Annotated in this window: 18 protein-coding genes; 13 read left to right on the top strand and 5 right to left on the bottom strand. The window is 71.3% G+C overall.

Going from position 1 to position 20,207, the window contains the following annotated elements; genetic code table 11:
- Nucleotides 1-9 precede the first annotated feature (9 nt).
- The 6 genes from P0Y48_13050 to P0Y48_13025 all read left to right on the top strand — a co-directional run bounded on the left by P0Y48_13050 (nt 10) and on the right by P0Y48_13025 (nt 5,752).
- On the top strand, nt 10-1,263 hold the full coding sequence (locus P0Y48_13050) for a hypothetical protein (protein WEK13371.1): 1,254 nt from the start codon (nt 10-12) through the stop codon (nt 1,261-1,263).
- On the top strand, nt 1,260-2,678 hold the full coding sequence (locus tag P0Y48_13045) for a hypothetical protein (GenBank protein WEK13370.1): 1,419 nt from the start codon (nt 1,260-1,262) through the stop codon (nt 2,676-2,678). The genes P0Y48_13050 and P0Y48_13045 overlap by 4 nt, the downstream gene beginning before the upstream one ends.
- 93 nt (nt 2,679-2,771) lie before the next feature.
- Complete coding sequence (gene gmd / locus P0Y48_13040; protein WEK13369.1) at nt 2,772-3,803, top strand: GDP-mannose 4,6-dehydratase; 1,032 nt, start codon at nt 2,772-2,774, stop codon at nt 3,801-3,803.
- A complete protein-coding gene (locus P0Y48_13035; protein WEK13368.1) occupies nt 3,800-4,798 on the top strand; it encodes a GDP-L-fucose synthase in 999 nt (332 codons plus the stop codon). Before gmd ends, P0Y48_13035 begins: the two co-directional genes overlap by 4 nt.
- A 112-nt stretch (nt 4,799-4,910) precedes the next feature.
- The gene (locus tag P0Y48_13030) at nt 4,911-5,372 is read left to right on the top strand and encodes an adenylyltransferase/cytidyltransferase family protein (GenBank protein ID WEK13367.1); all 462 of its coding nucleotides are present in this window, start codon (nt 4,911-4,913) and stop codon (nt 5,370-5,372) included.
- Between the two features lie 26 nt (nt 5,373-5,398).
- Complete coding sequence (locus P0Y48_13025) at nt 5,399-5,752, top strand: hypothetical protein (GenBank protein ID WEK13366.1); 354 nt, start codon at nt 5,399-5,401, stop codon at nt 5,750-5,752.
- On the opposite strand, the gene P0Y48_13020 is transcribed toward P0Y48_13025, so the two are convergent.
- On the bottom strand, nt 5,753-6,892 hold the full coding sequence (locus tag P0Y48_13020) for a polyprenol monophosphomannose synthase (GenBank protein WEK15082.1): 1,140 nt from the start codon (nt 6,890-6,892) through the stop codon (nt 5,753-5,755).
- 143 nt (nt 6,893-7,035) lie between these two features.
- Here P0Y48_13020 and P0Y48_13015 point away from each other — a divergent pair, with 143 nt between their 5' ends.
- Both P0Y48_13015 and P0Y48_13010 read left to right on the top strand, forming a co-directional pair.
- Nucleotides 7,036-7,296, top strand: coding sequence for a glutaredoxin domain-containing protein (locus P0Y48_13015; GenBank protein ID WEK13365.1), 261 nt, complete (start codon nt 7,036-7,038; stop codon nt 7,294-7,296).
- A gap of 70 nt (nt 7,297-7,366) precedes the next feature.
- Nucleotides 7,367-8,653 (top strand): aminotransferase class V-fold PLP-dependent enzyme, encoded by a 1,287-nt coding sequence (locus P0Y48_13010; GenBank protein WEK13364.1) that lies wholly within the window; start codon nt 7,367-7,369, stop codon nt 8,651-8,653.
- Nucleotides 8,654-8,766: 113 nt separating this feature from the next.
- Here P0Y48_13010 and P0Y48_13005 read toward each other — a convergent pair whose 3' ends face one another.
- Entirely contained in the window at nt 8,767-9,225 is a 459-nt protein-coding gene (locus P0Y48_13005; GenBank protein ID WEK13363.1) for a GNAT family N-acetyltransferase, read from the bottom strand.
- Nucleotides 9,226-9,406: 181 nt separating this feature from the next.
- Here P0Y48_13005 and P0Y48_13000 point away from each other — a divergent pair, with 181 nt between their 5' ends.
- Both P0Y48_13000 and P0Y48_12995 read left to right on the top strand, forming a co-directional pair.
- Nucleotides 9,407-10,867 (top strand): MFS transporter, encoded by a 1,461-nt coding sequence (locus P0Y48_13000; protein WEK13362.1) that lies wholly within the window; start codon nt 9,407-9,409, stop codon nt 10,865-10,867.
- Nucleotides 10,868-10,918: 51 nt separating this feature from the next.
- Entirely contained in the window at nt 10,919-12,658 is a 1,740-nt protein-coding gene (locus P0Y48_12995; protein WEK13361.1) for an aldehyde dehydrogenase family protein, read from the top strand.
- Between the two features lie 324 nt (nt 12,659-12,982).
- Here P0Y48_12995 and P0Y48_12990 read toward each other — a convergent pair whose 3' ends face one another.
- From P0Y48_12990 to P0Y48_12980, 3 genes are all read right to left on the bottom strand, one after another.
- Nucleotides 12,983-14,551 carry a DEAD/DEAH box helicase gene (locus P0Y48_12990; GenBank protein WEK13360.1) on the bottom strand — a complete coding sequence of 523 codons (1,569 nt, stop codon included), beginning with the start codon at nt 14,549-14,551 and terminating at the stop codon, nt 12,983-12,985.
- 434 nt (nt 14,552-14,985) lie between these two features.
- Nucleotides 14,986-15,969, bottom strand: a complete 984-nt coding sequence (pip, locus tag P0Y48_12985) for a prolyl aminopeptidase (GenBank protein ID WEK13359.1) — start codon at nt 15,967-15,969, stop codon at nt 14,986-14,988.
- The gene (locus tag P0Y48_12980; protein ID WEK13358.1) at nt 15,966-16,835 is read right to left on the bottom strand and encodes a neutral zinc metallopeptidase; all 870 of its coding nucleotides are present in this window, start codon (nt 16,833-16,835) and stop codon (nt 15,966-15,968) included. Before P0Y48_12980 ends, pip begins: the two co-directional genes overlap by 4 nt.
- A gap of 49 nt (nt 16,836-16,884) precedes the next feature.
- Between P0Y48_12980 and P0Y48_12975 the strand changes: the two genes are divergently transcribed.
- From P0Y48_12975 to P0Y48_12965, 3 genes are all read left to right on the top strand, one after another.
- Nucleotides 16,885-17,925, top strand: a complete 1,041-nt coding sequence (locus tag P0Y48_12975; protein ID WEK13357.1) for a malate dehydrogenase — start codon at nt 16,885-16,887, stop codon at nt 17,923-17,925.
- A 23-nt stretch (nt 17,926-17,948) separates the two neighbouring features.
- Nucleotides 17,949-19,721 (top strand): sodium:proton antiporter, encoded by a 1,773-nt coding sequence (locus tag P0Y48_12970; GenBank protein WEK13356.1) that lies wholly within the window; start codon nt 17,949-17,951, stop codon nt 19,719-19,721.
- Between the two features lie 68 nt (nt 19,722-19,789).
- Nucleotides 19,790-20,206, top strand: coding sequence for a recombinase family protein (locus P0Y48_12965; protein ID WEK13355.1), 417 nt, complete (start codon nt 19,790-19,792; stop codon nt 20,204-20,206).
- Nucleotide 20,207 lies beyond the last annotated feature (1 nt).

Below are 20,207 nucleotides of genomic sequence, written 5' to 3'. Positions count from 1 at the left end.
GCACCGCTGATGCGACGATTCGCCCACTCGCGCTATGTGACGATCCTCGATCAGATCGTCTCGAGCCTCTCCAACTTCGCGCTGGTCGCCCTCGTGGCCGGCGTCGCGACGACGGCGGAGTTCGGCCGCTTCAGCCTCGGCTACGTGCTGCTGCTCTTCTTCCTCGGCTTCCAGCGCGCCCTCGTGGGTGAGGTCCTGCTCGTCCGCTTCTCGAACGTCGGCGAGCGCCCCCGCGAGGTCGACGGCGCGGCGGCGGGCGTCTCAGCATCCGTCGGGGTCGTCTCGGCGCTCGCGCTCGCGGTGTGCGGGCTGCTGTCCGGCGGCGATCCGCTGCTGTGGGTCGTGCTGGCGGTCGCCGGTCCGCTCGTGTTCGTGCAGGACATCGTGCGCTACATCCTCATCGCGCGCGCCCGTTCGGGGCACGCCCTGGTCTCGGATGCCGTGTGGGCGATCGTCGCCCTGCCGGCGATGGTGTGGCTCGTGGCGGTGTCGGCGCCCGCGTGGGCGGTCGCCGCCGCGTGGACGGGCGGCGGCGTGATCGCCCTCGTCGTCGCCATCGCCTATGCCCGCGTCACGCCGCGCCCGGTCGCCGGCGCACGATGGCTCGTCGAGAACCGCGACATCGCGGTGCGCTTCTCCGGCGAGTACGCGAGCCTCAACCTGTCGAACACGGTGGTGTGGTTCGGGCTGGCGGCACCGCTGGGGTTGGCGGGGGTCGCCGCGCTGCGCGGCGCGTCGCTCCTGTTCTCGCCGCTGAACACGGCCTTCAACGCGGTGCGCATCGCCGTCGTCCCCGATCTCGTGCGCAACCGGGGCACGCGCCGCTACCGGGCCCGACTGCGAGAGACCGCGCTCATCCTCTTCGGAATCTGCGCCGTGTGGAGCGCCGTCGTCCTCCTCCTTCCCGCCGAGGCGGGCCGCCTCGTGCTCGGTGAGACATGGGATGCCGCGGCCGATCTCCGCTGGCCGTACGCGGTGCAGGGGCTCGCGATGGTCGTCTACACGGCGCTCCTCGCCCACTTCCGCGCCGCCGCCCGGCACACGTCCTCGACCGCGATGCGCGGGGTGCTCGCGGCGGCGACCCTCGTCCTCCCGATGGCGCTGGCCGTGGCGGCCGCGGCATCCGGAGCAGCGTGGGGCTTCGCCGCCGCCGTGGCCGTGAGCGTCGTCGTGGGCCTCGTGTGGGAGACTCGGGCGCGACGGCGCGACGCGCGCCGCGACGGCGATTCCCCGCACCAGCCAACGGAGACCGACGACACGTGACGACCACCGAGACGCGCACGGCGGAGCAGCGCGAGGGCACCCTCGTGCTCGCGCTGGGCTTCCTCACGTTCGTCGCGCTGGGGATCGTGGTCCCCGTGCTGGTGCTCTCGAGCCCCGACAGCGGGCGCAGCAGCGCGTGGATCGTCACGTTCGGGGTGCTCGGGGTAGCGGCGATCCGCCTGTCGGTGTTGGTCGCGCGCGGCGAGCGCCGCATGTTCGAGTTCATCTTCTGGCTCTTCGCCTACGTCTTCTTCGGACTCGCCCCCACGGTGCAGCTGCGCGCCGACGCCATGGCGACGACGACAGCCGGGCTCGATCCGCAGCTGGACATGGTCACCGCCGCCACGGGCGTCCTGGGCATCGTGTCGTTCGGCGTGGGCTTCGCGCTGGCCCACCAGCGCCGTGCCGGTCGGGTCGCCGACGACGCGGCCGCGGCGCCACGCGATCGCTTCGGGATCAATCGCGCGCGGCTGAGCATCCTGACCGTCGTCGCCCTGGCATGCTCGGCCTACTACGTGGGGACCTTGGGCGTCAGCGTGCTGTTCTCCAGCCGCGCGGAGTTCTCACTGGTCGAGAACGCACGGTGGGCCGACCCCACCACCAACGCGATGATCTCGGCGGCATCGAGCTTCCCGATCCTCATCGCGGCCCACGGCTGGTGGTACTTCTCCCGCGGCGCCGAGGGGAAGCGCCACCGCTGGATCGCCTGGTCGACGACGCTGGCGGCCATGCTGATCACCAACCCGATCTCGAGCGCCCGGTACCACTTCGGGGTCGTGTGGGGCAGCTTCCTCGGTCCGCTCGGTGCCTACCGCACCCGCGTGCGCACGTCGGTCATGATGCTCGGCATCGTTTTCGGGCTGCTCTTCGTCTTCCCCATCGCCGACCTGTTCCGCCGCATGAACGTCGTCAACACGGAGCGCACGGGGTTCCTCGCGGAGTACGAGGGCAACGGCGACTACGACGCCTTCGGCCAGCTGTCGAACGCGATCCTCTACGACGCGACCATGCCGTTCCGCTTCGCGCGGCAGTTCCTCGGCATCCTGTTCTTCTGGGTGCCGCGGTCGATCTGGCGCGACAAGCCCACCGGCTCGGGGGTGCTGCTGGCGGAGTTCCGCGAGTATGGCTTCACGAACCTCTCCGCTCCCATCTGGGCGGAACTGCTGCTGAGCTTCGGGTTCATCGGGGTGGCAGTGGGCTCGATCGTCCTCGCGTACCTGCTGGGCCGCCTCGACGTCCGGTTCCGCGAGGGGAACCCCTCGCCGATCGTCGAGATCGCCGGCGCGGTGTTCCCGTTCTACCTGCTGATCCTGCTCCGCGGGTCGCTGCTGCAGGCCACCGGCATCCTCGTCATGCTCATCGCCTCCCTGCTGTTCATCGCCTCGCGAGAACGGGCACCCTCACAAAGTCGCTAGTATCGCCTGCAAGGGGGGCTTCGGGGACGGCCCGCGCTAGGGGATGCGCATGCGGCCGACCGTGGCACGATCGAATCCAGGGGAGGGTCACACGTGACCAAACGCGCTTTCATCACGGGCATCACGGGGCAGGACGGGTCGTATCTGGCCGAGTTGCTGCTGGGCAAGGGGTACGAGGTCCACGGCCTCATCCGGCGGGCGTCGACGTTCAACACGTCGCGCATCGACCACCTGTACGTCGACCCGCACGACCCGTCGGCCAAGCTGTTCCTGCACTACGGCGACCTGAGCGACGGTGCGCGACTGACGACGCTGCTGGCCAGCATCAACCCCGACGAGGTCTACAACCTCGCGGCGCAGTCGCACGTGCGCGTCTCGTTCGACGAGCCCGAGCACACTGCCGACACCACCGGCACCGGCTCGATCCGCGTGCTCGAGGCCGTCCGCATGTCGGGCATCGACACGCGGTTCTACCAGGCGTCGTCCTCGGAGCTCTACGGGGCGACCCCGCCACCGCAGAGCGAGACGACGCCGTTCTACCCGCGCTCGCCCTACGCGGCGGCCAAGCTGTACAGCTTCTGGATCACGAAGAACTACCGCGAGGCGTACGGCATGTTCGCCACCAACGGCATCCTCTTCAACCACGAGTCGCCGCGCCGCGGTGAGACGTTCGTGACGCGCAAGATCACCCGCGCCGTCGCCGCGATCAAGGCGGGCCGTCAGGACCACGTCTACATGGGAAACCTCGACGCGATCCGCGACTGGGGCTACGCGGCGGAGTACGTCGAGGGCATGTGGCGCATGCTGCAGGTCGACGAGCCCGACGACTTCGTGCTCGCGACAGGCGTCGGCATCACGGTGCGCGAGTTCCTCGAGACGGCGTTCTCGCACGCCGGCCTCAACTGGGAGGACCACGTCCGCTTCGACGAGCGCTACCTGCGCCCCACCGAGGTCGACGCCCTGATCGGCGACCCGTCGAAGGCGGAGGAGAAGCTCGGCTGGAAGGCGACCGTCGGGCCGCTCGACCTCGCACGTCTCATGGTCGACGCCGACATCAAGGCGCTCGAGCACGCCGGCACGCCGTGGATCGACCGCGTTCCGCTCGCGGGCTGGCCGCTCTCATGAGCGAGGCGGCCGGCGCGGCGACCGGCGACGGCGTGGCGTTCACGCCGGGCCCGCTCGACCGCGACGCCACGTTCTACGTCGCCGGGCACTCCGGCCTCGCCGGGAGCGCCGTGTGGCGCGCGCTCGAGGGCGCGGGCTTCACCGACCTCGTCGGTCGCCGGTCGGCGGAGCTCGACCTCAAGGACCGCGACGCGGTGTTCTCGTTCTTCCGGGAGACCTCGCCGCGGTACGTGGTGCTGGCCGCGGCGAAGGTCGGCGGCATCCTCGCGAACAGCACGTATCCCGTCGACTTCCTGAGCGACAACCTGCGCATCCAGACGAACGTGATGGATGCCGCACGTGAGGCGGGCGTCGAACGGCTGCTCTTCCTCGGGTCGTCGTGCATCTACCCGAAGTTCGCGCCCCAGCCGATCCGCGAGGACGCGCTCCTCACCGGTCACCTGGAGCCCACGAACGACGCGTACGCGATCGCGAAGATCGCCGGCATCCTGCACGTCCAGTCGGTGCGCCGTCAGGACGGCCTGCCGTGGATCTCGGCCATGCCGACCAACCTCTACGGGCCCAACGACAACTTCTCGCCGCTGGGGTCGCACGTGCTGCCGGCTCTCATCCGCCGCTACGACGAGGCCGCCGCGGCCGGAGCGTCGTCGGTGACCAACTGGGGCACCGGCACGCCGCGCCGCGAGTTCCTGCACTCCGACGACCTCGCCTCCGCCCTGCTGCACCTCATGGAGCACTACGACGGTCCCGAGCACGTCAACGTGGGCACCGGCAGCGACGTCACGATCCGCGAGATCGCGGAGACGATCGCCGACGTCGTCGGGTACGAGGGCGAGACGGAGTGGGACACGTCGAAGCCCGACGGCACGCCGCAGAAGCTTCTCGACGTCTCGCGACTGGCGGATGCCGGTTGGCGGCCGCAGATCGACCTCCGCGAGGGGCTCGAGCGCACCGTCGCCTGGTTCCGCGAGCACCACGCGAGCATCCGCGGCTGAGGCCGACGGGAATCCGCTCTCCCACGCGAGCGGGATTGTGGATACACTGAGCGCGGGGTAGTGCAGGCTGGGGGGCTTGCACGTTGATACCGCTGAGGCTTTGGGGGAAGTCATGGCTACACGCATTGGTTATGCCGCTGGGGCGTTCGACCTGTTCCACGTCGGACACCTCAACATCCTTCGCCACGCGAAGGAGCAGTGCGATCTTCTGATCGCGGGGGTCGTCAGCGACGAGATGCTGCGCGAGGTGAAGGGCGTCCAGCCGTTCATCCCGACGGCGGAACGCGCTGAGATCGTCCGCTCGGTCCGCTACGTCGATCACGTGCACGTGGAAACCGTGCCCGACAAGCTCGACGTGTGGCGCCAGGTCGGTTTCACGCACTTCTTCAAGGGTGACGACTGGCGCGGCACCGAGAAGGGCTTGCGGCTGGAACGCGACTTCGCCGAGGTGGGGGTGGAGGTCGTGTACTTCCCGTACACCGCCCACACGTCCAGTTCACAGCTGCGTCGAGCGCTCGAGGTCGTCACGGCCGAGACGCTGCACGGCTACGACGAACGCGCCGCCTCGGCCTGATAGGGCCGAGTGAACGAGCGGCCAGCATGATGGCCACAGACCTGCCCGGTGAAGAACTCTTCATCGGGCAGGTCATCGCCCTCCTTCCGGTGAGTCGGCGCGCCGCCGACGCCGTCGGCGACGACGCGGCACTGCGCGCGGCACTCGCGGGCGCCGGCGATACCGATCCGCGCCGCGGTCGTGCGCGCACGTACTCGGTCGTGACGTTCGAGCCGCACCGCGGGATCTTCCTGCTCGACGGCAAGGAGATCGAGGTCTCGATCCATCCGCTCGACGTCGACACTCCGCTGGAGGCGGCGGTGTTCCGCGTCACGTCGATCTCCGGACGGTCGCTGCGGGTCAAGCGTGCGGTCGCGGCGACCGACGCCACGGCATCCTGATCAGAGCTCTCCGGGCTGCATGGCCTGCTCGTCGAGCTGCTCCAGCGCTGCACGCATCGGCGTGCGCTCGCTCTTGCGGGGCGCGTACACGACGAGCGAGTGGAAGACGAAGCGCACCACGAAGGCGACGACGAGGGTGACCGCTGTGGCGACGACGACGGAGACGTGCCCCGTCTCGACCATCAGCGCGACGATGGGGATGCGGATGACCGCTTCGGCGTTGTTGAACGCGAACGACTTCGCGAACCGCGACCACACCCCGGAGGCCTGCCCGCGCATGTCGGAGAACACGAACCGTTCGATCAGCAGGAAGTTGCCGATGATGGTTGCCTCCGCCGCGATGATCGCGGCGACGATGTAGTCGACGCCGAGCTGCGTGAGCGCCCACACGATGGCGACGTTGGCGACCGCGCCGAGTCCGCCGATTACGGCGAAGAGCGACATCTTGCCGAATCGCAGCGCCGCGAGCTGGGTGAGGAAGTGCACGCCCTGCCGGACGGATGCCTTCGACTCGCCCGCGTGACGGTCGGCGAAATCGAAGGGCACCTCGGCGATGCGGAACGAACGTCGCACGAGGATCTCGAGCAGGATCTTGAAGCCGCGCGGGCGCAGGCCCTCGAGGTCGACGGTGCGGCGATCGACAAGGAAGAAGCCGGTCATCGGGTCGGTGACGTCGCGCAGCCGCACGGGGAACATGGACTTCGTGATCGCCGTGGAGACCTTCGAGACCATCACACGCGTGCGGTCGGCGAGGCCGTGCGACGTGCCACCGCCCGCATAGCGCGAGGCGACGACGACATCGACGTCCCCCTCGGCGTGGCGCGCGAGCATTTCGGGGATCTTCTCGGGCGGGTGCTGCAGATCGCCGTCCATCACGAGGCACAGGTCGGACGCGGCGATGCGCATCCCCTCGATCACGGCGCCCCCGAGGCCGCCCGCGCGCTCCGTGCGATGCAGGAGCCGAACGGGAAGAGCGGATGCCGCGGCCACCTCGCGGATCACGTCGGGCGTGCGGTCGGTGCTGTCGTCGACGAACACGATCTCCGCGTCGACGCCGGAGACCGCGGCGCTGACGCGGCGGACGAGCTCTGCAACGTTCGGTGCTTCGTTGTAGGTCGGCACGATGATCGACAGGTCGATGACGTTCCCCCGTGGTCGTGCTGGTGTGGCGGGCAGGGCGGATGCCACCGGCGAGATGCCGGAGCGGTGCCGTCTATCGTCGCATGTCCGCCTGAACGTTCGCGCACGCGTCCACCGCGTCGGAGAGCGGCGAGAATGGACTCATGACGACGTCCCCCTCGACCATCACGATGTTCGGCGCCGACTGGTGCCGCGATTGCCGTCGCACGAAGGCACAGCTCGACGAGCTCGGTGTTCCGTACACCTACGTCGACCTGGAGGCGGAGCCCGACGCCGCCGACGTGGCGCGGGAGATCTCCGGCCGCACCAACATCCCCGTCGTGGTCTACCCCGACGCGACGCACCACGTCGAGCCGTCCAACGACGACGTCGCCGCCAAACTCCGCGAGCTCGCGCTCATCTGACGGCGAGTGCTGCGGCGCCGGGTGCTGTAGCGCGCGGTACGCGAGGGACTCTTCGCCCTAGGCTGGCGCCGTGACCGCTCCCGCGACCGAATCGACCGCTGACGCCTTCTTCGACGAGGCGGCGCGGCGCGATGCCCGCGACCCGCTGCGGAGGTTCCGCGAGCGGTTCGTGGCATCCGAGTCTTCGCTCGTCTACTTCGACGGCAACTCGCTCGGTCGCCCTCCGCGCGTGACGGTCGACCGGCTGACGTCGTTCGTGACCGACGAGTGGGGCGGGCGCCTCATCCGCGGGTGGGACGAGTCGTGGATGGCGCTGCCGTTCGACGTCGGCGACGAGATCGGCGCGGTCACACTGGGTGCGGCGGCGGGTCAGACGGTCGTGGCCGACTCGACGACCGTGCTGCTCTACAAGCTGGTGCGCGCGGCCTTCGACGCCCAGCGCGCGGCGGACCCGGCCCGGGTCGAGCTCGTCGTCGACCGCGACAACTTCCCCACCGATCGGTACATCGTCGAGGGGATCGCGAAGGAGTGCGGCGGTACCGTGCGGTGGATCGATGTCGACCTCCGCTCCGGCGTGACGGGCGACCTGCTGCGGGATGCCGTCGGCCCGCGCACCGCCGTCGTCGTGCTCTCGCACGTCGCCTACCGGTCGGGCCATCTCGCCGATGCCGCCGCGCTGACCGAGGTCGCCCACGCCGCGGGAGCGCTCGTCGTCTGGGACCTGTGCCATTCGGCCGGGTCGGTGCCGATCGAACTCGACGCCTGGGACGTCGACCTCGCCGTCGGATGCACCTACAAGTACCTCAACGGCGGGCCCGGCTCACCGGCGTTCGCGTACGTCGCCCGCCGTCATCAGGCGTCGCTCGTGCCCCCGATCAGTGGATGGATGGGCGCGGCCGACGTGTTCACCATGGGGCCGACCTTCCGACCGGCCGAGGGCATGCGACGGTTCCTCTCGGGCACGCCGCCCATCCTCGGCATGCTCGCGATGCGCGACACGCTCGAGATGATCCGCGACGCGGGCATCGACGCGGTGAGGGAGAAGTCGATCGCGCTGACCGACTTCACCGTCCGCCTCGGCGAAGCCGTCCTCGCCCCGCGCGGCGTGACCCTCGCCTCCCCGCGGGATGCCGCAGCCCGCGGAGGCCATGTGACGTTCTCGCATCCGGCGATGCGCGAGGTGACTGCGCGGCTGTGGCAGCAGGACGTGCTCCCGGATTACCGCGATCCCGGCGGTCTCCGCATCGGCCTGTCCCCGCTGTCGACGTCGTTCGCCGAGGTTGCGACCGGCATGGCCGCCGTGGCCGCCGCGCTGGATGACGCAACCGCGTCCGCCGGCGGCCCCTCCGCCTCCTGAGGCCGAGTCCGACGCGACGTTTTGCTCGCCGGGTCGGTCCTTCGCCGCTTCGCCCGTGCCGCGTACAGGCAAAACTCGGCCTCAGCGCCTCGCGGGCGATCGATCAAGTCGATTCAGCCTGTACGCGGCACACCGCGGCGTCGTGACGCGGTTCGCTCGTCGCCCAGCGCGCGCGACCACGCGACCTCGCGCGCCAGCTGCCCGGTGCGCCGGAACAGCCTCACCTGGTGCGTTCCGGCCAGAGCCACCGCCAGCGCGTCACGGTCGGCGGGCTCGAAGCCGAGGCTCTGCCAGAACGGGCCGGAACGGCGACTGAACAGCCATGCCCGCTGCGCGCCCTCGTCCACGGCCCGGTCCAACGCAAACCGAGCGAGGGCGCTCCCCCGGCCACGCGAACGCTGCGACGGGCCCACGGCGACACTGCGGATGAGCGCGTGCCCGCCATCGGCGCTCAGCTCGTACCCGGTGGTGCCGACGATGTCGGACGCCTCGTCGCGCTCGATCCACAGGCGCACGTGCGGGTCGTCCAGTCCGCTCAGCGTGAGGTCGGCCTGGCGGAGGAATGCCGTCACCGCGTCGACATCCTCCGGCTGACATCTTTCGAGGCCCACGCGGCCAGTCAACCACCCCTCCCGGCCCGACGCGTGCCGCGTACAGGGGAATCAGGCCCGAACGCCCCGCGGGCGATCGATTCGGGTCGATTCAGCCTGTACGCGGCACGCCGCGACGGCGCTGCCCCCTAGGCTGAGCCGCATGAGCGACGCGGCTCCCCCGACATCCCCCGTCCTGACGCGCGGCACGATCGCGCGGTACGCCATCGGATCGATCGGCACGGGCGGATTCGCGACGCTCCCGGGCCTCGTGCTGACCTATTACCTCACCGACAGCCTCGGGGTCACGGCGCTGCTGGCGGGCATCATCGTCACGGTCGCCAAAGTCTGGGACGTCCTCATCGACCCGGTCGTCGGCGCGTGGAGCGACCGCGACCTCGCGCGGCACGGGAGCCGCCGACGGCTCATGCTGCTCGGCGCCGTCGCGATCCCGGTGCTGTTCGCGCTCACCTTCGCGGTCCCCCCGGGGATGCCGGCCGCCGTCGGCGCGGTCTGGGTTCTGATCGCCTTCGTCGCGACCGCGACCGCCTTCAGCCTCTTCCAGGTGCCCTACATCGCCCTCCCCGCCGAGCTCACCGACGGGTACGACGCCCGCACCCGCCTCCTCACGTGGCGGGTCGTCGTGCTGACGGTCGCGATCCTCCTGTTCGGGGCCGGGGGTCCCGTGCTCCGTCGGGTCACGGGCGACCCGACGAGCGGATACCTCGTCATGGGCATCGTCGCGGGCGTCGTGATCGGAGCCGGGATGCTCGTCGCGACCACGGTGGTCTCCCGCTCGTCGCGCTCGCGCTCGGCGATGGCCGCCGCCGGAACGAGTGCCGCCGAAGCCGCGGAGCTCCTCGCCGTCAGCGTGGGGGAAGAGCCGCATCGGCCGGTCGGCGCCGATGCGTCGACCCCGGGCGGCGGGGTGCGCGACAACTTCCGGGCCGCCGCGGAGACGCTGCGGCGGAGTCGTCCGTTCCGCGCGCTGCTCGCCACGTTCTTCCTGCAGGCCCTCGCGACGGGCTTGATGCTCGCCGGGGCGCAGTACCTGGCGACCTGGGTGTTGAGGTCTGAGGATGCCGTCACGCTGCTGTTCGTCGCGCTCATCGCCCCGGCGCTGTTGGCGGCACCCGCGTGGGGGGTCGCCGCGCGGCGCCTCGGCAAGGAGCGGGCGTTCGCCGGCGCGAGCGTCGTCTTCGCGGTCGCGGCGCTGTCTACGGCGGGGGCGCTGTGGGCTCCTGGCGCGTGGCTCTATGCCTCCGTCGCGGTCGCCGGGATCGCCTACGCAGGGATGCAGTCGCTACCGATGGCGATGCTCCCCGACGTGATCGCTCACGATGCATCTCGCCACGGGCCGGGCCGGGCGGGCGCATTCGGTGGCGTCTGGACGGCGGGCGAGACGACGGGGTTCGCCCTGGGGGCGACGGCACTGGCGGTGGTGCTGGCATCCACCGGGTATCTGGAGCGCACGGCGGGCGTCGAGGTCACCCAGCCGGCGAGCGCTGTCGCGGGGATCGTGCTGAGCTTCAGCGTCGCTCCCGCGGCCCTCGTCATCGCGAGCCTTGTGACGCTCCGGGGGTACGGCCTGCGTCGCGGCGACATCGAGGCTCGGCATTCCTGAGACGCGGTGTCGCGGACGTATGCTGGGGATTCCGGCCCGAAGGAGAGCGCTGTGACCACGCCCCCGAAGAAGTCACCCGCCCGCCGACCCGCCGCGGATGCCGGTCCGTCACCGGACGTCCGCGCCGAGCTCGACGGGGCGATCGACGCCGTCACGTCGGGAGCCCGCACCTGGTCGCTGCTGACACTGGGCCAGCGCCGCACCGTCATCCAGCGTGTCCGCGCCGCGGTCGCCGCGGTCGCCGAGGAGTGGGCCGACGTGGCATCCACCTCGAAGGGCCTCGCCGCGTCGCACCCTCTCCGCGGCGAGGAATGGCTGTCGGGGCCGTACGCCGCACTCGTCGCCCTCGACGCCTACGCCGACACCCTCGGCGCCCTCGCCCGCGGCGACAGCCCGCTGTCGAGCACGACCCTCGGCCGAGCTCCCGGCGACCGCGTCGTCGTGCACACGTCGCCGCTCACGGCGATCGACCGCCTGCTGCTGTCGGGGTACTCCACGGAGGTGTGGCTCGAGCCGGGCGTCACGGCGAGCGAGGCGCGACGGACGGCAGGGCTCGCCCAGCTCGACCCGACGCACTCCGGCGGGGTCGGGCTCGTGCTCGGTGCCGGCAACGTCAGCTCGATCCCCTTCCTCGACGTCCTGTACGAACTGATGTCGTCGAACCGCGCGGTCGTGCTGAAGGTGAACCCCACGCAGGATGCTCTCGTGCCCGTCTTCGAGCGTGCGCTCGCGCCGCTCATCGAGCCCGGGTTCCTGCGGATCGTGCGCGGCGGCGGCGATGTCGGGGCGTATCTCACCCGGCATCCGTCGATCGACCACGTCCACGTCACCGGGTCCGACGCGACCTTCCGCGCCATCGTGCCCGGACTGAGCGTGCCCATCACGGCGGAGCTCGGCGGGGTATCGCCGATCATCGTGGTCCCCGGCGAGTGGTCGGATGCCGACCTGCGCTTCCAGGCGGAGCACGTCGTGACGATGCGGCTGCACAACTCCGGACACAACTGCATCGCGGGCCAGGTCGTGCTCGTGAGCGCCGACTGGCCGCAGCGCGACGCATTCCTTCAGGAGTTGCGCACGGCCTACGACCGCGCACCTCGCCGCCCCGTCTGGTACCCGCACAGCGGCGGCAAGCTCGATGCCGCGCGCGAGGCGTACCCGGATGCCGCGTGGTGCGGCGACGGTACACGCGCGCTCATCGAAACCAGCGGCGAGGACGCGACGGCACTGGAGTCCACCGAGTACTTCGCGCCCGTGCTGGGCGTCGTCTCGCTGCCGGGCATGGGGCAGCGCTTCGTCGACGCGGCCGTCGCGTACGCGAACGACCGGCTCGTGGGGACGCTCGGCGCGAACGTCGTCATCGCCCCCGAGACGCAGCGCGCCCTCGCCGGCGGATTCGAACGGGCGATGGCCGCGCTGCGCTACGGCACCGTCGCGATCAACGCGTGGACCGCGTTCGGGTTCCTCACCCCGACGGCCACGTGGGGCGCGTTTCCGGGTGGCACGCTCGACGACGCCCCGAGCGGCATCGGCATCGTCCACAACGCGTTCCTGCTCGACCGTGTGGAGCGGACGGTCGTCCGCGGACCGTTCCGCCCGTTCCCGCGCTCCGTCTCGTCGGCGTGGTCGCTGCGCGGCCGCGGGCGCGGCGCGGGACTGTCGGTGCTGCCGAAGCCGCCGTGGTTCGTGACGTCGCGCACCGGCGCGGCCGTCAGCGAAGGATTCACGCGGTTCCGCATCGACGGCAACCTCGCCAAGCTCACCCTCGTGCTCCTGCAGGCGTTCCGCGCCTGAGCCGGCGGGCGACGCCGTTTCGTCTCCTCGCTGCGCTCGTCGCTCAACGACCGGGGACTTCACCGCGGCGACGGTTCACCGGCGGCGACGCTCGGCGACGGTTCACCGGCGGCGACCTGCGGGTGTTGCGCGGGCGCACCCGCACATCGGCTCGGGCGAACGCCGCGCCCCGCCCCACCGCACCTCACCGGACGTTGAGCGAGCGCAGCGAGACGAAACGCCGCACCCCACCGGACCTTGAGCGAGCGAAGCGAGACGCAACGCCGCACCTCACCGGACGTTGAGCGAGCGCAGCGAGACGAATCGCCCCACGCCGCGAAGCGGTCAGCGACCGCTGCGGCGTCCTGCACCGTTCTGACGGACGACCGAGCCGACCGTCAGCTTGCTGCCCTGCTGGCTCGCGCGACGGCCCGTGGTGCGGGCGTTGCCGGATGCCGCGGGCTGCGCGGCCGGACGGGCCGCGCCGTGGCCGCGCTCGCTCTGGCGGGCCGGACGGTCGGTGTGCGCCGCGCGGTCGGAGGTCTGCGCCGGACGGCCGGAGCGATCCCGGCGGGTGCGACCCTGACCGGCACCGCGCTCCTGGCCGCCGCGGGACTGGCCCTCGCCGCGCCCCGGACCGGCCTGGCCCTCGCGCGCGGCACGCTTGCGCTGCGCGTTCGCGCCCTGGCTACGGCCGCCGCCGCGCTGCTGCTCCGCCTTCGGAGCGGGCGCGACGTATGCCGCGACCTCGCCCACGAGTGCGGACACCTCGGCCGACTCGGCCGTCACGCGCACGGGCGTCGCGGTGATCGCGGCCTTGCGGAGGAGGTCTTTGACGTCCTTCTCCTGGCCCGGGAGGACGAGCGTCACGACCGAGCCCTCGGCACCGGCACGCGCCGTACGACCGGAGCGGTGCAGGTACGCCTTATGCTCCATGGGCGGGTCGACGTGGATCACGAGCTCGACGTCGTCGACGTGGACACCGCGGGCGGCGACGTCGGTCGCGACGAGCACCCTCGCGGCACCCGACGAGAACGCCGCGAGGTTGCGGTCGCGCTGCGGCTGCGACAGGTTGCCGTGCAGGTCGACGGCGGGAATGCCCTGCGCCGTCAGCTGCTGAGCGAGCTTCTTCGCGTGGTGCTTCGTGCGCATGAAGAGGATGCGGCGGCCCGTGCCCGACGCGAGGGTGCGGACGAGCTCCTTCTTGGCATCCGCCCCCTCCACGTGGAAGACGTGGTGGGTCATCGCGGCCACCGGCGAGTGGGCCTCGTCGACGGAGTGGAGCACCTCGTTCTGGAGGAAGCGCTTGACGAGCTTGTCCACGCCGTTGTCGAGCGTGGCGCTGAACAGGAGACGCTGACCGTCGCGGGGCGTCTTGTCGAGGATGCGGGTGACCGACGGCAGGAAGCCGAGGTCGGCCATGTGGTCGGCCTCGTCGATGACGGTGATCTCGACGGCGTCGAGCGTCAGGTGGCGCTGCTGCAGGAGGTCTTCGAGACGGCCCGGGCAGGCCACGACGATGTCGACACCGGCCTGCAGCGCGGCGACCTGCCGACTCTGGTTGACGCCGCCGAAGATGGTGGTCGTCTTGAGGCCGTAGGCGCGGGCCAGCGGCTCGAGCGTCGCGTTGATCTGAGTGGCGAGCTCGCGGGTCGGCGCGAGCACGAGGCCGAGGATGCGGCCCTGGCGGCGAGCGCCGCCGGCGAGGGCACCGCCGAGGCGGGCGACCATCGGAATGGAGAAGGCGAGGGTCTTGCCCGAGCCGGTCTTGCCGCGGCCGAGCACGTCGCGGCCGGCGAGCGTGTCGGGAAGCGTGTCGACCTGGATGGGGAACGCCTCGGTCTTGCCGTCGGCGGCGAGAACGTCGAGCAGGGGGGCGGGCACGCCGAGCGTGCGGAAAGAAGTGTCAGTCATGAGGCTTTTCTGGGCGCGCATGTCGAGTGGACAGCGGAGGCCCGGTCGGTGGCCCGTCTGCGGATGCGGTGACGGGTTCGCCGTACGAAGAATGTCAGCCGACTTCGGTCGAGGACCGGCGGCGAGGGAAGCGTTCTACGACGCGAGAAGCGCCACGATCGGCGCTGCAAGTAGGTCCAGTCTAGCGGATACCGACCCGCCCTCCGGTCGTTGAGCGAAGAGCGCAGCGACGAGACGAAACGCCGCACCCCCTGCGGAACGCCGTTTCGTCTCGCTGCGCTTGCTCAACGACCGCGGATGCCGACCCGCCCACCGGTCGTTGAGCGAGGAGCGCAGCGACGAGACGAAACGCCGCACCCCCTGCGGAACGCCGTTTCGTCTCGCTGCGCTCGCTCAACGATCGGGGGTGCTCGCTCGCTCGGCGACCCGCGGGGTCAGTCGACGGGGGCGGCGGCGAAACGGTCGGTCGCGGCGCGGAGAGCGGCGGCGATGCCCGGTTCGGATGCCGAATGCGACGCGTCGGGCACGATCACCAGCTCCGCCTCCGGCCATGCGCGGTGCAGATCCCACGCCGTCATGACGGGCGTGCACACGTCGTAGCGGCCCTGCACGATGACCGCCGGGATGTGGCGGAGGCGCCCGGCATCCTCGATCAGCTGCCCCTCACGGAACCAGCCGCCATGCACGAAGTAGTGGTTCTCGATGCGGGCGAAGGCGACCGCCGCGTCGGGGGCCGCCATCGACGCCACGAGGTCGGGATCGGGGAGCAGAGTCAGCGTCGACGCCTCCCACGTGGTCCATGCGACCCCGGCGGGCCGGTGGACGGCCGGATCGGGGTCGGTGAGCCGGCGGTGGTACGCCTCGATCATGCGGGAGCGCTCCAGCACCGGGATCGGTGCGAGGAACGCCTCCCACAGGTCGGGGAACAGCGCCGAAGCACCGCCCTCGTAGAACCACTCGAGCTCGTGACGGCGCAACGTGAAGATGCCGCGCAGCACGAGTTCGCTGACGGCATCCGGGTACGACTCCGCGTACGCGAGCGCGAGCGCGCTCCCCCACGAGCCGCCGAAGACCTGCCACTTCTCGATGCCGAGATTGCGGCGCAGGAGCTCGATGTCGGCGACGAGGTGCCAGGTCGTGTTGAAGCGCAGGTCGGCGTCGGGGGCGCTGGCGTGCGGGGTGCTGCGACCGCAGCCGCGCTGGTCGAACAGGATGATGCGGTAGCGCTCCGGGTCGAAGAAGCGGCGGTGCCAGGTCGAGGTGCCCGCGCCCGGTCCGCCGTGGAGGAACACGACCGGTTTGCCGTCGGGGTTGCCGGACTGCTCCCAGTACACGCGCTGACCGTCGCCCACGAGCAGCTCCCCCGTCTCGAAGGGTTCGATCGGCGGGTAGAGGATGTCGTCGAGGGGCGTGCTCACAGGTCGTTCCCCGAGAACGTGTCGCACTGCTCGGGGCCCTCCTGGTAGCCGCGCGTGAACCAGCGCTGGCGCTGCTCGCTCGACCCGTGGGTCCAGCTCTCGGGGTTCACGCGCCCGGTCGACTGCTCCTGGATGTGGTCGTCGCCGACGGTCGCGGCGGCGTTCAGGGCGTCGCGGAGCTCCGCGTCGGTCGGCGGCTTCAGGTAGGGGACGCCGTTGGCATCCTTCTGCTTCGACATCGCGTCGACCCAGGCGCCGGCGAAGCAGTCGGCCTGCAGCTCGGTGCGCACGCCGTTGCTCGTCGGACCCGAACCGTTGGCGGGGTACTGGTCGAACACGCCGATGAGCTGCTGGATGTGGTGACCGTACTCGTGGGCGAGCACGTACAGCTGCGCGAGGCTCCCCGCCTGCGCGCCGTACTGGTCGCGCAGGATGCCGAAGAACGTCGGGTCGACGTAGATCGTCTGCTCCGGCGGGCAGTAGAAGGGTCCGGTCGCGTTCGACGCCGTGCCGCACGCGGTGGAGGTCTGCTGGTCGACGATGATGAGCTGCGGAGCGCGGTAGCCCTCGACCTGTCCCTCCCAGTACGAGTCGAGCGCCTGCTGGCCGAGCACGAGGCGGCAGTCGTCGTTCGCGTTGGCATCCGCGCCGGTCTCGCAGTTCTCGATGACCGTCTCGGTGCCGGGCTGGGCGGAATCGCCGGGACCGCCCAGCAGTCCCGTCAAGTCGTTGCCCGTGAACAGGCTCAGCAGCAGGAGGGCGAGCCCGCCCAGCCCCGCCACACCGGCCCCACCGGCCACCACGGCGCCCCGACCCCGTCGTCGAGCGGTCGTCTGACCGACCTGGGCGTTGCTGTTGAAGGTCATGCCGTTCACCGTACCCCGCACCCCGGCGCCGCGGGCATAGGCTCGGGGCATGGAGCCCTCGACGAATCCAGGGAACATCGCGGCCGCCGACGACGCAGTGACGACGGTGGCCGTCACCGGAGCCGGCGGGCAGATCGGCTACGCCCTGCTCTTCCGCATCGCGTCGGGCGCGATGCTCGGCCCCGACCGGCCCGTGCGGCTGAAGCTGCTGGAGATCCCGCAGGGGATCGCGGCGGCCGAGGGCACGGCGCTCGAACTGCAGGACGGCGCCTTCCCCCTGCTGCACGGCGTCGACATCACCGACGATCCCCGCACGGCGTTCGACGGCGCGAACGTGGCCCTCCTCGTCGGCGCCCGCCCACGGACGGCCGGTATGGAACGCGGCGACCTCCTCGCCGCGAACGCCGGCATCTTCGGCCCCCAGGGTGCGGCGCTGAACGCCGTCGCCGCCGACGACGTGCAGGTGCTCGTCGTCGGGAACCCCGCGAACACGAACGCCCTCATCGCCGCGGCCTCCGCGCCCGACATCCCGCCCGAGCGCTTCGCCGCCCTCACGCGCCTCGATCACGACCGGGCCGTCGGCCAGCTGGCGGCGACGCTGTCGGCATCCGTCGCGGACATCCACGGCGTCACGATCTGGGGCAACCACTCCGCGACCCAGTTCCCCGACGTCGCCCACGCGACCGTCGGAGGGCGGCCCGTCATCGACGCGCTCGCCGAGCGGTTCGGGGGGATCGAGGCGGCGACGGCCTGGCTCGACGGCGAGTTCATCCCCCGCGTCGCGAAGCGGGGGGCCGAGATCATCGCGGTGCGCGGCTCGTCGTCGGCGGCTTCGGCGGCCAATGCCGCGATCTCCCACGTGAGGGATGCCGTACACGGCACCGCCTGGACCTCGGCGGCGCTCGTCTCCCGCGGCGAGTACGGCGTTCCGGAAGGACTCGTGTCGTCGTTCCCCGTCACGAGCGACGGCTCGGGCTACCGCATCGTCGAAGGGCTCGACCTCGATGAGCGCGGACGGCGCCTCCTCGACGCGTCGGTCGCGGAACTCGCCGCCGAGCGGGATGCCGTGCGGGGGCTCGGCCTGCTCTGACCCCCGACGGTAGTCTCACGATCGTGGAGTTGCTGCTCGTCATCCTCGTCGGCGTGGTCGCCGTCGCCGTCGTGACCGCCCTCGCCCAGAAGCTGGGCGTCGCCGGCGCGCTGCTCCTCGTCACCCTCGGCCTCGGCGTGGGCCTCCTGCCGTTCGTCGATGTTCCCGAGATCGACCCCGAACTGATCCTCGTGGGCGTGCTCCCGCCGCTCCTCTACGCCTCGGCGGTGCGGCTTCCCGCGATCGAGTTCCGCCGCGACTTCACCCCCATCGCGGGGCTCGCGATCGTGCTCGTCGTCGTCACGGCCCTCGTGCTCGGCTGGTTCTTCTCGATGGTGCTCCCCGGCGTCGGCTTCGCCCTCGGCGTCGCGCTCGGGGCGATCCTCAGCCCCACGGATGCCGTGGCCACCGGCATCGCGAAGCGCCTCGGCATCTCGCCGCGGGTGACGACGATGCTCGAGGGTGAGAGTCTCCTCAACGACGCGACGGCGCTCGTGCTGCTGCGGACGGCCCTGCTCGCCGTGGCCGCCGGCTCGTTCTCGGTGGGGTCGGCGGTCGGGAGCTTCGCGTGGGGCGTCGTCGTCGCCGTCGTCGTCGGCGGCCTCATCGGTGTCCTCGCGATGCGCCTGCGGTCGTGGGTGGGAACGTCGGCGGCCAGCACCGCGATCGGATTCACCGTGCCGTTCCTGGCGTACCTGCCGACGGAGCACCTCGGCGGGTCGGGGCTCGTGGCATCCGTCGTCGCGGGGATCGTCGCCGGGCAGGGCGCGCAGAAGTGGTTCACCCCCGAGCAGCGGCTCTCCGACGAGGTGAACTGGCGCACCGTGGAACTCGTGCTCGAGGGCGGGATCTTCCTCATCATGGGCCTCGAGCTGAAGCAGATCGTCACCGACGTGATCAACCGGCACGAGGGCATCGCCCTGCCCACCGTGGTCGCCCTGGCGGCGCTGCTGATCGTGCTCCTCGTGCGCACCGCGTACGTGTCGTTCCTGCTGTGGGTCGGACGAGGTCGCGCGCGACGGATGAACCGCTCGCAGTTCGAGGCGATGGACGCCCGGCTCGACCAGATCGAGGCATCGGGATGGCCGGACACGCCCGCCTCCGCCGGGAGAGGGCGTGGCCGGACGCGCGGGCGCGCGGCTCGACGGCTCGCGAGCCCCGAGGCGCGGCAGCGGCGGCTCACGTCGATGCGCGAGCGGGTCTCGCGCGCCCTCGCCGACTTCGACTACTACCAGGCGTCGCCACTCGGGTGGAAGCACGGCACCATCATCGTGTGGGCGGGGATGCGGGGAGTCGTCACCCTCGCCGCCGCCCAGACGATCCCGCAGAGCGTCGAGACGCGGCCCGAGCTCGTCTACATCGCCTTCGTCGTCGCTCTCGTCAGCCTCATGCTGCAGGGCTTCACCCTGCCGTGGGTCGTCCGGCTCGTAAAGCTGGAGAAGACCGGCGACGGCAGCGTGGATGCCGGGGAGCAGGCGCGCATCGACGAAGAGCTGCGGGACGCCGCCGCCGACGCGCTCCAGAGTCACGAGCTGCGCCGGCGCGACGGCTCCCCCTTCCACTCCGACGTCCTCGACAAGGTCGGCATCCGGTACACGCAGACGCCGTCGGAAGAGACGAGCGCCGTGATGACCGACGTGCTCGAACTGCGGCTCGCGATGATCGACGTCATGCGCGAGCGCCTGACGGCCCTCAGCTCCGGCGGCGCGTTCAGCACCCGCACCCTCCGCCACGCGCTCGCACAGCTCGACGCCGACCAGCTCAGCATCGAGCTTCGGCTGCGCGAGGGGGACTGACCGGCATCGACGGCAGCCGCCGCGACCGCCGACCTGCGAGGATGGAGCATCCGCCGAAAGGAGCGACGATGACGACCGCCGACCGCGCCCCCGCCGACTACGCCGAGTCGGTGTCGCTGCCCGCGACCACCGAAGCAGTACCCGTCATCATCTCCGGCGCCGACTGGTGGGCCGCCCGTCCCGCGGGGTCGCGCCTGGTCGGTCTCGTCGTCGCCCGCGACGACCTCCCGAGCGTCATCGCACAGCGCGATGCCCTCGCCCAGTTCGGTGTGCCCATCGAAGGCTTCCGGCATCCTGCGCCCGAAACCGGTGAAAGCTGGTCGGAGCGCCTCACCCGCCTGTTCGGCCGCCTGGAGTCCGGCGACGTCGTCGTGGTCGCCGACAAGCACGCCCTCGGGCGCGACGTCGACGAAGAGACCCGCACCGTCACGGAGCTCCGTCGGCGCGGCGTCATCGTGAAGGTGCTGGGCCACGGCCGGCAGTGAC

Origin of the sequence: Candidatus Microbacterium phytovorans (assembly GCA_029202445.1) — a bacterium.
Taxonomy (GTDB): Bacteria; Actinomycetota; Actinomycetes; order Actinomycetales; family Microbacteriaceae; genus Microbacterium; species Microbacterium phytovorans.
The sequence above is the reverse complement of the archived record's forward strand: the minus strand, read 5'-3'. Positions and strand labels throughout refer to the sequence as shown.